Source organism: Mesorhizobium sp. L-8-10 (assembly GCF_016756635.1).
Lineage (GTDB): Bacteria > Pseudomonadota > Alphaproteobacteria > Rhizobiales > Rhizobiaceae.
The window spans coordinates 5,292,617-5,306,676 of the sequence record NZ_AP023263.1 but is presented as its reverse complement, the minus strand read 5'-3'; the positions used below and the strand labels follow the sequence as shown (position 1 = coordinate 5,306,676).

Below are 14,060 nucleotides of genomic sequence, written 5' to 3'. Positions count from 1 at the left end.
CATGGCGGTCTGATCCCGGGCTTCCGCGCTGGAAACAGGTGCAGAGTGAAATGCCGATCTGGCAGTTTTTTTTAGAAGTTCCTGCCGCGCAAGGGCCATTTTTCAGCGACTCTGCGGAACCAGAACAGTCAGACTGGCTGAAAGAACGGAGCAACCCTTCCTGACGGCGGGGTAAGCTCCAGAGGACTTCCGATAGGCGGGCTTTGTCCCTCGGAGAGTTCTCCAAGAAATGGGAACAGTGTCCGCTCTGCGGGCTGAAACTCGGCAAGGGAGCCGCCAGGATGAATAGGATTCATCTTTCGCAGCCGCACGGCAGCAAGCGCCGAAATGGTCGGACGATGGCCACTTGGGTGACGTGCTTCCGCTCAAACGGCGATGATGCGGTCCGAGCCAGGGTGGACCCACTCCGTTGAAAAGGGAGGTGATCGCGATGGTCGCAAGCATCCAGGCTGTAGCCCCCCACGATGTGGCGCTTTCGGTGCGCGACCTGACCGTTACCTTGCCGCAAGGCATGGAACGGACCCATGCGGTCGAGAACATCTCTTTCGATCTGATGCGCGGCCAGATCCTGTGCATCATCGGCGAATCCGGATCGGGAAAGTCTGTCACCGCCAATGCGATCATGGGGCTATTGCCTCGGGTGATCCGCGTCTCCTCGGGCGCCATCCAACTGGATGGGATGAACATCATCGGCATGTCGTCGGACAAACTGCGCAGCCTGCGCGGCCGCGTCGTGTCGATGATCTTTCAGGACCCGCTCTCGGCGCTCAATCCGCTGATGACCGTGGGAGCACAGATCGACGAGGTCATGGCGGCGCATGGCGTCGGCACGCCGAAGTCCCGCCGCAGTCGCGCTCTCGAACTGCTGACCGAAGTGGGGCTGCCTGACCCGGAACTCATGTACCACCAATATCCGTTCCGACTTTCTGGAGGGCAACGGCAGCGGGTTATGATCGCCATGGCGCTGGCGCTCGAACCCACCATCCTGATCGCGGATGAGCCGACGACAGCGCTCGACGTGACCACCCAGGCACAAATTCTGGAACTGATCCGCGACATTCAGCGCCGCAAGGGAATGAGCGTCATGTTCATCACCCATGACTTCGGGGTGGTGGCGGAAATCGCCGACAGCGTCGTGGTGATGGAGAAGGGCCACATCGTCGAGCAGGGCATCGCCCAACAGGTCCTCAAGTCGCCCAGCCATCCCTATACGAAGCGGCTTATCGCCGCTGTGCCGCACCTGACCGGTGAGGATCGCGTGCCTCTGCAGGTGGCCGACAGGGAGCCCATCCTGAAGGTCGAGGGGCTGGCGAAGACCTACCGCAGCGGCAGCGCGCTGTTCGGCTCACAGCGGATCGTGCCTGCCGTGAAAGAGGTTTCTTTCGATCTGTTGCCGGGGCGCACGCTGGGCGTCGTTGGCGAGAGCGGTTCCGGCAAATCGTCGCTGGGCCGGCTTCTGATCAAGCTGCTGGACAGCGACGGCGGCGGAATAGTGTTTCAGGGGCAGGATATCGCAAAGCTCTCGGAAGCCGAGTTCCGCCAACTGCGCCCGCGGATTCAGATGATTTTCCAGGACCCCTTCGCCTCGCTCAATCCGCGTTCGACTATCGGCCACGTCCTGACTGTAGGCCCGGTCGCGCACGGCACGCCCTATGCACGAGCACGTGAAGAGGCGAAGCAACTGCTCGCGCATGTTGGGCTCGATGCCGGCGCCTTCGACCGCTATCCGCACGAATTTTCCGGCGGGCAGCGCCAGCGCATAGGCATCGCCCGGGCGCTGATGTTTAAGCCGAAGTTGCTGATCGCCGACGAGGCCGTGTCGGCGCTCGACGTGTCGATCCAGGCGCAGATCCTGAAGCTGCTGGACCAGATCCAGCGGGAGACCGGCGTATCGATGATCTTCATCACCCACGATCTGCGCGTCGCCAGCCAGATCTGCGACGAAATCGCGGTGATGCAGAAAGGGCGGATCGTTGAACGCGGACCACCCTCGCAGATCTTCCTCGACCCGCAATCAGCCTACACGCGTGAGCTGGTGGCGGCGATTCCTGGAGAGCAGCTTGGAGCTACCCGCCCGGTTGCAGCAAACGGATAAGAGCCACGGCGGATACCGCCAGAACAAGGGGAATTCCAATGACCGAGCGTTCAAACACCAAAGCAAACTACTCGCGGCGCGATGCTTTGCGCTTGCTGGCGATAGGTGGGGCCGCGGGCCTTGTCGCACCAAATCTGCTGGGCAAGCCCGCCTTCGCCCAGAACCCTCCGGCGAGCCCAACCGGCCGCGTCGTCGTCGGTCTCTCGCAGGAACCGACCGTCTTCAATCCACTGATGGTGCATATCGAGGTCGATGACGGCGTGAACTTCTCGATGTTCGACGCGCTGTTCCGCATCGATCCGAAAGGCGTCATCCAGCCCAACCTTGCAGTCGAAGTGCCGACCCAAAAGAACGGCGGCATTTCGGAAGACGGCCTGACATGGCGCGTGCGCCTGCGCGACGACGTCCGCTGGCATGACGGCAAGCCCTTCACGGCCGACGACGTGAAATTCACGCTCGAACTCATCACCAAGCCGGATTTCAAGGCCTGGCGCACCGCGGGACACTCGCTCGTCCGTGACGTTACCGTCGTCTCGCCGACCGAGATCACCTGGCGGATGGAGGAGGCCTTCGCGCCCTATCTGTCGTTCCTGACGGAGACGTTCATTGTCCCGAAGCATCTCCTGGAGAAGGAGGCCGATCCCAACACCGCCGCCTTCAATCAGGCTCCGGTCGGCACCGGTGCGTTCAAATGGGGCCAGCGCATCGCCGGCGACCGCCTCGAACTGGTCGCCAATCCTGACTATTTCGGCGATGGCCCCTACATCGAGCAGCTTATCTTCAAGTACATTCCCGACATGACGGTGCTGTACACGCAGTTCCGCAGCGGCGACATCGACATCGTCGGGCAGGCCTACATCACTCCAGACAATTATGAGGAAGCCCGCAACCTTCCCGACCGCGTCGTTACGCTCGTCCCCAAGGCATCGGTGGAGTCCATCTACCTCAATCAGGACCGGCCGCAGTTTAAGGACCCCGCGGTCCGCGAGGCCCTGTATGCCGCGATCGACCGCAGGGCGATCATCGACGCCCTGAACTACGGGGTGCCGCGCGAAACCGAGACATTCATGCCGACGCAGTCCTATTTCTTCAATGCGGACCTGCCCAAGCATGAGTTCAACCTCGATCGCGCCCGCAAGCTCCTTGACGATGCCGGCTGGGTGCCCGGCGCCGACGGCATCCGCGCCAAGGATGGAGTGCGGCTTTCCTTCAAGAATTCCACCACCTCCGGCGCCCATCTGCGTGAGCAGGCGCAGCAATTCATTCAGCAGACCTATGCCGAGATCGGCGTCGAGATGCTGATCGAGAACCTGCCTCCCGCGGTGATGTGGGGAGATTTCTGGGTGCAGTCCCAGTTCGACACCGCGATGGTCGGCATCACCTATCTGATCGGCTCCGACCCCGACGTTACCAATCGGTTCCACAGCAAGGCGATCGTCGCCAAGGGTGGCAACGGCTCGAACAACGCGCAGTACTCCAACCCCGAGGTCGATGCGCTTCTTGAAGAAGGCAGCCGCACCTTCGATCCGGAGAAGCGGCGCGAAATCTACCTGAAGGTGCAGGAGATCGTCCGCCGCGATCTGCCATTCCTTCCGTTGTTCGCGAACACAACGGTCTACGGAATCAAGAAGGGCATCGAAGGTTTCGTTGCCAACGCAAACACCCGCACCGAATCCTGGCACGCCGCAGGCTGGTACTGGGCCTGACCGAATGTCGGCCGCCCGGGGCTGATTGCTCCGGGCGGCGGCAACGTTTTGCCGCCTGTTCCGGAAGGAGGAAACCATGGCCGCGTTCCTGCTCAACCGCTTCATGCAGAGCATCGTGCTGCTGGTGATCGTTTCGATCATCGGGTTTCTCGTGCTCAACCTCATTCCCGGCGGGCCGATGTCGCAATACGCCCTCGATCCGGGAATGACGCAGGAAGACTTGGACCGGCTTGCCGAACAGCTCGGCCTGAATCGACCCTTTTGGGTTCAGTATCTGGAGTGGGCCTGGCGGCTGCTGCAGGGGGACTGGGGAACTTCGTTCCGTGACGGCAATCCGGTAACGACAGTCATCGGCAGGCACATCTGGGCGACCTTCCTGCTGATGGGATCCTCCACCGCCATAGCGATCGCCGTCGGAACCTGGATCGGCATACGCGGCGCGACTCGCCGCTACTCGGCCTTCGACTACCTGGCGACCGTTGGCGCGATGGTTGCCCTTTCGATCCCGACCTTCTGGTTCGGTCTGATCGGCATCTACGTCTTCTCCCTGGAGCTTGGCTGGCTCCCGGCGGGCAACATGTACACGATCGGCGACGGCTCCGTTCTGAACTACCTGCACCACCTCATCATGCCGTCGATCGTTCTGGCGCTTGTGCACATCGCAATCTGGAGTCGTTTCATGCGTTCCTCCACCCTTGACGCGATGAGCCAGGAATTCGTGAAGACCGCCCGCGCCAAGGGCGTGAGCGAACGGCGGGTCATCCTGAAGCACGTCGTCGGCAACGCGCTCTTGCCCATGATCACTTTGGCCGGCGTCCAGCTTCCTTCGATCTTGACGGGGGCGCTGGTCACGGAAACCGTCTTTACGTGGCCGGGGATGGGAAGGCTGTTCCTCGATAGCCTCGGCTACAGCGACTATCCGGTCGTAATGGGCCTGCTGATGTTCTCGGCCATTCTCACCATCGCCGGCAATCTCATCGCGGATATCGTGGTCGCATTGGTCGATCCGCGCATCCGTCTGGCTTAGCCCGCCGCCAACAGTAGGAGGCCATGACATGACCGCCATCGCCGCAGTAACGGAGCACAGCCATTGGTGGGACAGTCGCGTCATGCGCCGCTTCCTCGGCCATCGACTGGCGCTGCTCGGGCTGGTGATGATCAGCCTGCTGACACTTGCCTGTGTCGTCGGGCCTCACCTGCTGCCGTACGACTCGCTGTATATCGATCTGCGTGCGCGCTTCGCTCCGCCCTTCACCGGCGATCACTATCTGGGCACCGATCCTTTGGGTCGCGACATCGCGGCAAGATTGTTCATGGCCGGCAGGACGTCGCTCCTCGTGGGTGTCTCCGCGATGGTGCTCTCGATACTCGTCGGGACGATCGTGGGCGTGATCGCGGGCTATCGAGGCGGGTGGGTCGGCGCATCGCTGATGCGCACGGTCGACGGCTTCCTGTCGTTCCCTTCAATCTTCCTGCTGTTGGCCCTGGCGGCCGCTCTGAAACCCAGCGCGTCGATGATCACCGTCGTCATCGCGCTGACAAGCTGGATGGAGGTCGCCCGCATCGTCGACGCCGAGGTGCGTTCGCTGCGCGAGCGCGAGTTCGTGCTGGCTGGACGGATGCTGGGATTGAGCAGGACCTACATCATGTTCCGCGAGATACTCCCCAACGCCATGGGCCCTATCATCGTCGCCGCCACGCTTACCGTCGCCCGCGCTATTCTCATGGAGTCCTACATCAGCTTTCTCGGCTATGGCATCCAGCCGCCTCTGCCGAGTTGGGGCAACATGCTCAACGGCGCGCAGCAGTATCTGGCGAGCGCCCCGTGGCTGGCGATCATTCCCGGAGCGGCCATCACCATCGCGGTGACCAGCTTCAACTTCATCGGCGACGGCCTGCGCGACGCGCTCGACGTGAGGGACGATCGTGTCTGATCTCGTCAGCGCGCGCGGCACACCGTCGATCGTCAACACGCAGCAGAAAGCTGTTCAGGTGCAACAGCCAAAAGTCGCTGCCAAGAACACGCCCTACTGGTGGGAGGCCGCGCCCGTCAGGCCGCTGCCGCCGCAGCCTTTGGCCAAGACTCTGGATGTGGCGATCGTCGGCGCGGGCTATGCCGGCCTCTCCGCCGGAATGACGCTGGCGCGCGAGGGACGTTCGGTTGCGGCCTTCGATGCGATGATGCCGGGCGAAGGGGCCTCGTCGCGCAACGGCGGCGTGACCAGCGGCACGATCCGGCCGGACTACGCCACGATCGCCAGGCGCTTCGGCGAGGACAAGGCGATCGCCATCGAGCAGGAGGGCAAGCGCGCGCGAGAGTTCCTCTACGACTTCATCAAGACCGAGGGGCTCGACTGCGACTTCCGGCTGGTCGGCAACTTCAAGGGCGCGCTCGGATACAACCATTACGACGCCATGGCCCACGGCGCCGAGAGGCTGGCCAGGGTGCTGGGGATCGAGTCCTACGCCGTTCCTCATGCCGAGCAGCAAAGCTATATCGGGACCGACTTCTACCGCGGCGGCACGGTGCGCATGGACATTGGCGGGCTGCATCCGGCCAAGTTCCATGCCGAACTCTTGCGCGTGGCGCTGGCCTCGGGTCTGACCGTGCACGCGAACACGCCGGTCACCGCGATTACGCGCGACGGCAACGGGTTCAGCGTCAAGACTTCGGCCGGCACGGTGCAGGCGCGGCAGGTTCTGGTTTGCTCCAACGGCTATACCGATGACGCAGCACCCTTCCTGCGCCGCCGCTTGGTGCCGGTTCGCGCGCGCATCATCGCGACGGAGGAACTGTCGCCTGACCTGATGGCCCGGCTGATGCCGAAGCTGATGATGATGGGTGAGAACCGCCAACTGGGTTTCTACTACCGGCCTTCGCCGGACGGAAAGCGCATCCTCTTGGGTGGACGCGACAGTTCGCGCGCGGGCGATCCAGCGGAACCAACGATCCGCCTGCGCAACGGCCTGGTCGAGATCTTCCCGGAACTGGAAGACGTTCGCCTGTCGCACAGCTGGTTTGGAAACGTGGCGATGAACCGCGACATGATCCCCCGCATCTTCGAGAAGGACGGCCTGCTCTATGCGTCCGGCTTTTGCGGTTCCGGCGTCGTCTGGGCGCCTTGGGTCGGCATGCACGCGGCGCACAAGCTCATGGGCCATGTCGACAAGGCACGTTCGGCTTTTGACTTCCGTGCGCCAGCGGCGGTGCCGTTCTTCAACGGCAACGCCTGGTTCATGCCCGCGATCATCAAGGGTTATGCACTGCAGGACAAGATCGCCTGGTTGCGCGCCCGGCGCTGAGAAGACGAAAGGTCGGTCAGCCCGACGCAAGCTGTCGTGACGATAGCCACATAGCTGCGTCCACAAGGAAGAGTTTCCGATGCACTACATATCCACACGGGGCCATCCCGAGCGCAAGGCGTTTTGCGAGATCCTGCTCGAAGGTCTCGCGCCGGACGGCGGGTTGTATGTGCCCGAGGCCTACCCGCAGGTGGACGGCATCATGCTGAGCCGTTGGAGTGGCCTGTCCTACCCGGACCTTGCCTTCGAAATCCTGTCGCTCTACGTCGACGATATTCCGCCCGTGGACCTGAAGACGATATGTGAAAAGACCTACACGGCGCAGATCTTTGGATCCCGCGAGATAGCACCCGTGCGGCCACTTGAGACGGGAGTCTACGTTCTGGAGCTGTCGAACGGCCCCACGCTGGCGTTCAAGGACATGGCGATGCAGTTGCTCGGCAATCTGCTCGAGTACGAGCTGGCGCATCGGGGCGAGGAACTCAACATTCTTGGCGCCACCAGCGGCGACACGGGGAGCGCGGCCGCATACGCGATGCGCGGCAAGAACGGTGTGCGGGTCTTCATGATGTCGCCGCATGGTCGGATGAGCGCTTTTCAGCAGGCTCAGATGTTCAGCCTTCAGGACGACAACATCCACAACCTCGCCATCGAAGGTGTGTTCGACGATTGTCAGGACATCGTGAAAGCTGTGTCCGGCGATGCTGACTTCAAGCGGCGTCACCGGATCGGAGCCGTCAATTCGATCAATTGGGCCCGGCTGATGGCTCAGGTGGTGTATTACTTCCACTGCTACTTTCAAGTCGCCAGGAACGGCGGCACCCGTGTCGCCTTCACCGTTCCGTCGGGCAATTTCGGCAATGTCTGCGCCGGCCATGTCGCGCGGATGATGGGACTTCCGATATCCAGTCTCGTCGTGGCGACGAACGAGAACGATGTTCTGGATGAGTTCTTCCGCACCGGTGTCTATCGCGTGCGCGGGCGTGCCGACACGTTCGAGACCTCGAGCCCGTCCATGGACATTTCCAAGGCGTCGAATCTCGAGCGGTTCGTATTCGACCTGATCGGCCGCGACGCGAGGCGGACGAAATCGCTGTTCGGTGATCAGCTGCGCCAATGCGGGTCCTTCGATCTCAGCGGGGATCCCGCATTCTCCCAGGGCGCGGATCGTTTTGGCTTTTGCAGCGGCAGGAGCATCCATGCCGACCGACTGGCCACGATCCGTGACACTTGGGAGCGTTCCGGCACGCTCATCGATCCGCACACGGCCGATGGCCTGAAGGTGGCACGCGAGCACGCCGATTCGCAAACGCCGATGATCGTGCTCGAGACCGCGCTGCCGGTGAAATTTGCCGAAACCATCCGGGAAGCTCTGGGTCGCGAGCCGAACCGTCCGCGGCGGTTCAACGGCCTGGAAGACCTGCCGAAACGGTTCAAAGTCCTTCCCGTCGATGCGCAAGCCGTCAAGAGCTACATCTCCGAGACCCTGCAGGGCGCAGGCTAGAGAAAACGCCGCGTCGGGAGCTGTTTGTCCATGGCCGTGTACACAGAACTCTCGGACGACGAGGTCGCGGCGTTCTTTCGGGCGCTGGGACTGGGCAGGCCGCGTTCCGTTCGCGGCATCACGAGCGGGATCGAAAACACCAACTATTTCGTCGACACCGACACCGGCGCCTATGTGCTCACGCTGTTCGAGCGGCTCATGAGCGGGCAATTGCCGTACTATCTCCATCTCATGAAGCATCTCGCGGCGCGGGGTATGCCGGTTCCGAACCCGGTCGCCAACGGCGGTGGCGAAATCCTTCACGCGCTGAAGGGCCGGCCTGCCGTCGTCGTCGACCGGCTTGAGGGCGAGAGCGTGACAGCTCCGGGCGACGCGCATTGCCACGCGATCGGCGAATTCCTGGCGCAGATGCACGTGGCCGGGCGCGACTACCCGCGGCATCAGGACAATCCGCGAGGTCTCTCCTGGTGGGACGAAGTGGCGCCGGTGGTCTGCCGCTTCATGTCCGATGCGCAGCGCTCGCTGTTCGCGAGTGAGCTGGCTTTCCAGAAGGAGTTGGCGGCCTCGGCATCCTACGCGTACCTTCCCAGAGGGCCAGTTCACGCCGATCTTTTTCGCGACAACGCATTGTTTGTCGGCGAGCGCCTGACGGGCGTTTTCGATTTCTATTTCGCGGGCTGCGACGCGCTTCTGTTCGATATCGCTGTGTGCCTGAACGACTGGTGCGTCGATGGTTGCACCAGTCGCCAGCACGAATCGCGAGCCGCCGCATTGCTAGCCGGCTATGAATCGGTGCGCGTTCTTGCTCCGGCCGAACACAGATTGCTTCCGGCAATGCAGCGGGCCGGAGCATTTCGCTTCTGGCTTTCGCGTCTCTGGGATCTGCACCTGCCTCGCGAGGCCGCGCTGCTCAATGCACACGATCCCAGCCACTTCGAGCGCATCCTTCGCGGGCTTTGTGGAGAGAACACAACACGGGAGTTAGAGGCATCATGGCGATGACCTTGGAAGGCCACATTCGAGAACTTCTTTCACAGATGGAGGCGGACGGCCTCTACAAGTCCGAGCGCGTCATCACCTCTCCTCAGTCCGCCGAGATCGAGGTCGGCGGCAGGAAACTGCTCAATTTCTGCGCCAACAACTATCTCGGGCTTGCAGATAGCGAGGACTTGCAGGCGGCTGCGAAGGCCGCGCTCGACCGTTATGGTTATGGCATGGCCTCGGTGCGCTTCATCTGCGGCACCCAAGAGGAGCACAAACAGCTCGAGACGAAGATATCCAGCTTCCTTGGCATGGAGGACACGATCCTCTACGGCTCGTGCTTCGATGCTAATGGAGGCCTGTTCGAGACGCTGCTTGGCGAGGAAGACGCGATCATCTCCGACGCACTCAACCATGCCTCGATCATCGACGGCGTGCGGCTGTCGAAGGCCAAGCGCCTTCGCTACGCCAACAACGACATGGGTGCCTTGGAGGAGGAGCTGAAGAAGGCCGAGGGTAGCCGCTTCAAGCTGATCGCCACGGACGGCGTCTTCTCGATGGACGGCATCATCGCGAACCTCAAGGGTGTGTGCGACCTCGCGGAAAAATACGAGGCGATGGTGATGGTGGACGACAGCCACGCGGTCGGTTTTGTCGGAAAACATGGCCGCGGTTCGGCCGAGCATTGCGGCGTCGAGGGCAGGGTAGACATCATCACTGGAACGTTGGGCAAGGCTTTGGGTGGCGCTTCAGGCGGCTATACAAGCGCCAGCAAGCCGGTGGTGGAGTGGCTGCGCCAGCGTTCGCGGCCCTATCTCTTTTCCAACACGCTGATGCCGGCGATCGCTGCGGCGTCGCTCGAGGTCTTCGACATTATCGAGAGGGGTGACGCGCTACGGAAGCGGCTCTACCAGAATGCAGAGCGGTTTCGCTCGGGCATGACCAAGCTTGGCTTCACGTTGGCGGGCGCCGATCACCCGATCATCCCGGTGATGATCGGAGATGCGGCGCTGGCATCGCGCATGGCGGAAATGATGCTTGAGCGCGGCATCTATGTGATCGGCTTCTCTTTCCCCGTGGTGCCGAAGGGTCAGGCGCGCATCCGCACCCAGATGTCCGCCGCGCACTCCACCGCCGACATCGACCGCGCGGTGACGGCGTTCGGCGAGGTGGGCAAGGAACTCGGCATCATTTCCTGAGGAACAACAATATGTCCAACATGATGCGGGCCCTCGTTAAGGCAAAGGCCGAACCCGGCATATGGATGGAGCGCGTGCCGATCCCCGAGATCGGCCCGAACGACGTACTGATCAAGGTGAAAAAGTCGGCCATCTGCGGCACCGACGTCCACATCTACAATTGGGACCAGTGGGCCCAAAAAACCGTGCCGGTGCCGATGGTTACCGGTCACGAGTTCGTCGGCACGGTCGCCGATTTCGGCGCGGCCGTCAGCGAATACAAGATCGGCCAGCGCGTCTCCGGCGAGGGCCACATTGTCTGCGGCCACTGCCGCAACTGCCGCGCGGGCAGGGGACATCTGTGCCGCAACACGCTGGGCGTCGGCGTCAGCCGCCCGGGCTCCTTCGGCGAATATGTCGCCATCCCGCAGAACAATGTCGTGCCGATCCCCGACAACGTGCCCGATGAAATTGCGGCGATCTTCGACCCGCTCGGCAACGCGGTGCATACGGCTCTTTCGTTCGATCTCGTCGGCGAGGACGTGTTGGTCACCGGCGCCGGGCCGATCGGCATCATGGGCGCGATGGTGGCGCAGTGCGTCGGCGCCCGCAAGGTCGTCATCACCGACATCAACCCGGTGCGGCTCGACCTCGCCCGCAAGATGGGCGTCCACCACGTCGTCGACGCCTCCAAGGAAAAGCTGCGCGACGTGATGAAAGAGGAGGGCATGACGGAGGGCTTCGACGTCGGCCTCGAAATGTCGGGCTCGGCGCACGCCTTCCGCGACATGATCGACACCATGAACAATGGCGGCAAGATCGCCATCCTCGGCATCGCGCCGACCGGTTTCGAGATCGACTGGAACAAGGTCATCTTCAAGATGCTGCATCTCAAGGGCATCTACGGCCGCGAGATGTTCGAGACCTGGTACAAGATGATCGCGCTCGTACAGGGGCCGCTCGACGTCTCCGGGCTGATCACTCATCGCATCGGCGTTGACGACTACCAGACAGGCTTCGACGCCATGCGCTCCGGAAACTCCGGCAAGGTGGTCATGGACTGGTAGGGTTGTGCTTTAGACGAGACTTGGGGCCTCGCGGCCCTGGCTCTCTGCTTCAAGTACCAGCCGCCCCCAAGTGGCCACATCCGTCTAGATGTGGCCGAGTTCGGTCACCGTTCGCTCGTTTGTTGCCGTGCCGGTATCAAGCGTGGTGTCCGGTTCGAACAGCGCTACCTCGCAGTATTGTCCAAAGCCACACGGCAATGTTCGACGCCATGCGGGACGACGATGAATTCGCCTTCCTCGATGATCTCGTCCCGATCGCGGAACTTCACCAGCAGGCGGCCCTTGTGCACGAAATTCATCCTCGCTCTTATGGAAGTACCAGACGAATACGTCAGATTTCGCCAGCTTTATCTGCATGTCGTTGATCTGACCGGCGATCCTCAAGGAGGAGGTGTCATTGAAGCGTGCGAACGCGCTGACCGCCAGATCGAACATGCCCATTGTTGGCGTATACGGGACCAACCCCATCACGAATTCAGCTAAAGCAGTGCTAGATCTGTCGGGTGGGCCGATGTCCCATTGCAGCCTGCGAGATCGCCGCAGCGTGGATCAGTGCGGTATCCGCTACAGGGTAGTCTGGCGTCCTGCCTTTAAAGGCGACTGAAAGATCGGTCCCACCAAGAACAATGAGCTCCGCGCCGGCTCGACAAAGCCGTGCTCCCGCTTCGATGAAAAACTCCGAAATTTTCTCACCCGCAACACCACTGGCTGCTATTCGCAAGTATGCATCGTGAACGTCATCGATCTGATCCGAGTCGGGGGCGATAACCTCAACCGTCGCGACACCATAGAGCTTCGTCTCCATCACCTTTCGGGTTCCGAGGACTCCTACACAGCTTGCTTGATGCGCCGAAAAGAATGCATCGAGGGCAGGGACGGCGTCGATGATCGGGAGCGGCGATATGGCCTTGAGTTCGTTGATGCAGAAGTGACCACCCATCGACGTGACCGCGGCAGCCTGACAGCCAGCGGCCCGCAGTTGCTCAATGTGACGGGCAAAGATTTCTGCCTGCTGTTCGGCTCTGCCAGCTTCCATATTTGCTATCATTTCCCGCAGATCAGCATGGGCAATAGTCAGCTCAAGCTTGAGGCCCGTTGTCGCGAACGACCCTACGATCGCTTCATAGTAGACGCAGGTGGCCGCTGGACCAATGCCACCTATCAAACCCACATGCACTGGCTTTCTCCTATCTTGGCTGCTCTCTCCAGAAGCTCGCCAGTTGATCATTCCGCCAACGTTTCTCTATCTCCTTGGGGCGTCCTTCATCTTTGACTCTCAGCGACCTCGCGCACCGCTACGATTGCCTCGTCAACGGCGACACGATCGACGTCGAGATGGGTGACCCAGCGCATGCGTCCACCCGGCCAGAAACTGGCCGCTATGCCTCGATCAGGCAATGCTTCGGATAGCCGGGTCGCCAGCTCGGGCGCGAGATCCACAAACACCATGTTGGACTGCGGCGGTGTCACCGTCAGTCCCTTGGTTCCCGAGAATCCATCCGCGAGTGCCTTGGCGTTGGCGTGATCCTCGGCCAGACGTTCGACATGATGGTCGAGCGCATGCAGGCCCGCCGCTGCAACTATTCCTGCCTGCCGCATGCCCCCGCCGAGCATCTTGCGCCAACGGTGCGCTCGGGCGATCAGCGCGGCATCCCCGACCAGCACCGAGCCAAGCGGCGCTCCCAGCCCCTTCGAGAGGCATACAGACACGCTGTCAAAGCCCTCTGCCAAACGGCCGCCATTGACGCCAAGCCCCACGGCCGCGTTGAACACCCGCGCGCCGTCAAGGTGGGTGGCGAGACCCCGCTCCCGCGCGAAGCCGACCACCTCGTCCTGATACTCCGGCCGAAGTATCCGCCCGACAAACGTATTCTCTATCGACACCAGTCGTGTGACAGCAAAATGGGGGTCGTCGGCCTTCACCGCCGCATGAAGATCGCCGATGCGGATCGTACCATCGGCACGGACCGGCAACTGTTGTGGCTGAACCGAGCCGAGCACGGCGGCGCCCCCCGCTTCCCACAGATAGGTGTGAGCTTCGTTTCCGCAGAGGTACTCCTCGCCGCGAGATTGGCCATGGTCCCGGTCGGCAGCAGCAGGCCTGCTTCCTTGCCGAACATGGCGGCAAGGCGCGTCTCCAGCGCTTTCACTGTGAAATCATCGCCCAAGACATCGTCACCCACCTCGGCGGCTGCCATCGCCGCGCGCATCTGGGGGGTAGGGCGG

The 14,060-nt window shown here is 62.1% G+C and carries 11 protein-coding genes and 1 pseudogene; 9 read left to right on the top strand and 3 right to left on the bottom strand.

Annotated elements, in window-relative coordinates:
* Positions 1–430 precede the first annotated feature (430 nt).
* The 9 genes from JN280_RS24585 to tdh all read left to right on the top strand — a co-directional run bounded on the left by JN280_RS24585 (position 431) and on the right by tdh (position 11,834).
* Positions 431–2,095: an ABC transporter ATP-binding protein gene (locus tag JN280_RS24585; RefSeq protein ID WP_202306126.1), complete on the top strand. Its 1,665-nt coding sequence runs from the start codon at positions 431–433 to the stop codon at positions 2,093–2,095.
* 38 nt (positions 2,096–2,133) lie between these two features.
* Positions 2,134–3,801: a peptide ABC transporter substrate-binding protein gene (locus tag JN280_RS24580; RefSeq protein WP_202306124.1), complete on the top strand. Its 1,668-nt coding sequence runs from the start codon at positions 2,134–2,136 to the stop codon at positions 3,799–3,801.
* Between the two features lie 76 nt (positions 3,802–3,877).
* Positions 3,878–4,828: an ABC transporter permease gene (locus JN280_RS24575; protein WP_202306122.1), complete on the top strand. Its 951-nt coding sequence runs from the start codon at positions 3,878–3,880 to the stop codon at positions 4,826–4,828.
* 28 nt (positions 4,829–4,856) lie between these two features.
* Entirely contained in the window at positions 4,857–5,735 is an 879-nt protein-coding gene (locus JN280_RS24570; protein ID WP_202306119.1) for an ABC transporter permease, read from the top strand.
* 58 nt (positions 5,736–5,793) lie between these two features.
* The gene (locus tag JN280_RS24565; RefSeq protein ID WP_202315022.1) at positions 5,794–7,104 is read left to right on the top strand and encodes an NAD(P)/FAD-dependent oxidoreductase; all 1,311 of its coding nucleotides are present in this window, start codon (positions 5,794–5,796) and stop codon (positions 7,102–7,104) included.
* 79 nt (positions 7,105–7,183) lie between these two features.
* Positions 7,184–8,608, top strand: coding sequence for a threonine synthase (gene thrC / locus JN280_RS24560; protein WP_202306117.1), 1,425 nt, complete (start codon positions 7,184–7,186; stop codon positions 8,606–8,608).
* A 30-nt stretch (positions 8,609–8,638) separates the two neighbouring features.
* Positions 8,639–9,610, top strand: a complete 972-nt coding sequence (locus JN280_RS24555) for a homoserine kinase (protein WP_202306116.1) — start codon at positions 8,639–8,641, stop codon at positions 9,608–9,610.
* Complete coding sequence (locus JN280_RS24550) at positions 9,601–10,788, top strand: glycine C-acetyltransferase (RefSeq protein WP_202306115.1); 1,188 nt, start codon at positions 9,601–9,603, stop codon at positions 10,786–10,788. The genes JN280_RS24555 and JN280_RS24550 overlap by 10 nt, the downstream gene beginning before the upstream one ends.
* 11 nt (positions 10,789–10,799) lie before the next feature.
* Positions 10,800–11,834 (top strand): L-threonine 3-dehydrogenase, encoded by a 1,035-nt coding sequence (gene tdh / locus JN280_RS24545; RefSeq protein WP_202306114.1) that lies wholly within the window; start codon positions 10,800–10,802, stop codon positions 11,832–11,834.
* Between the two features lie 84 nt (positions 11,835–11,918).
* On the opposite strand, the gene JN280_RS24540 is transcribed toward tdh, so the two are convergent.
* The 3 genes and pseudogenes from JN280_RS24540 to ltaE form a co-directional block, all read right to left on the bottom strand.
* On the bottom strand, positions 11,919–12,269 hold the full coding sequence (locus tag JN280_RS24540) for a hypothetical protein (RefSeq protein WP_244742012.1): 351 nt from the start codon (positions 12,267–12,269) through the stop codon (positions 11,919–11,921).
* A gap of 55 nt (positions 12,270–12,324) precedes the next feature.
* Positions 12,325–13,011 carry an aspartate/glutamate racemase family protein gene (locus JN280_RS24535; RefSeq protein ID WP_202306113.1) on the bottom strand — a complete coding sequence of 229 codons (687 nt, stop codon included), beginning with the start codon at positions 13,009–13,011 and terminating at the stop codon, positions 12,325–12,327.
* A gap of 86 nt (positions 13,012–13,097) precedes the next feature.
* A pseudogene (gene ltaE / locus JN280_RS24530) lies at positions 13,098–14,032 on the bottom strand (low-specificity L-threonine aldolase).
* Between the last annotated feature and the right edge of the window lie 28 nt (positions 14,033–14,060).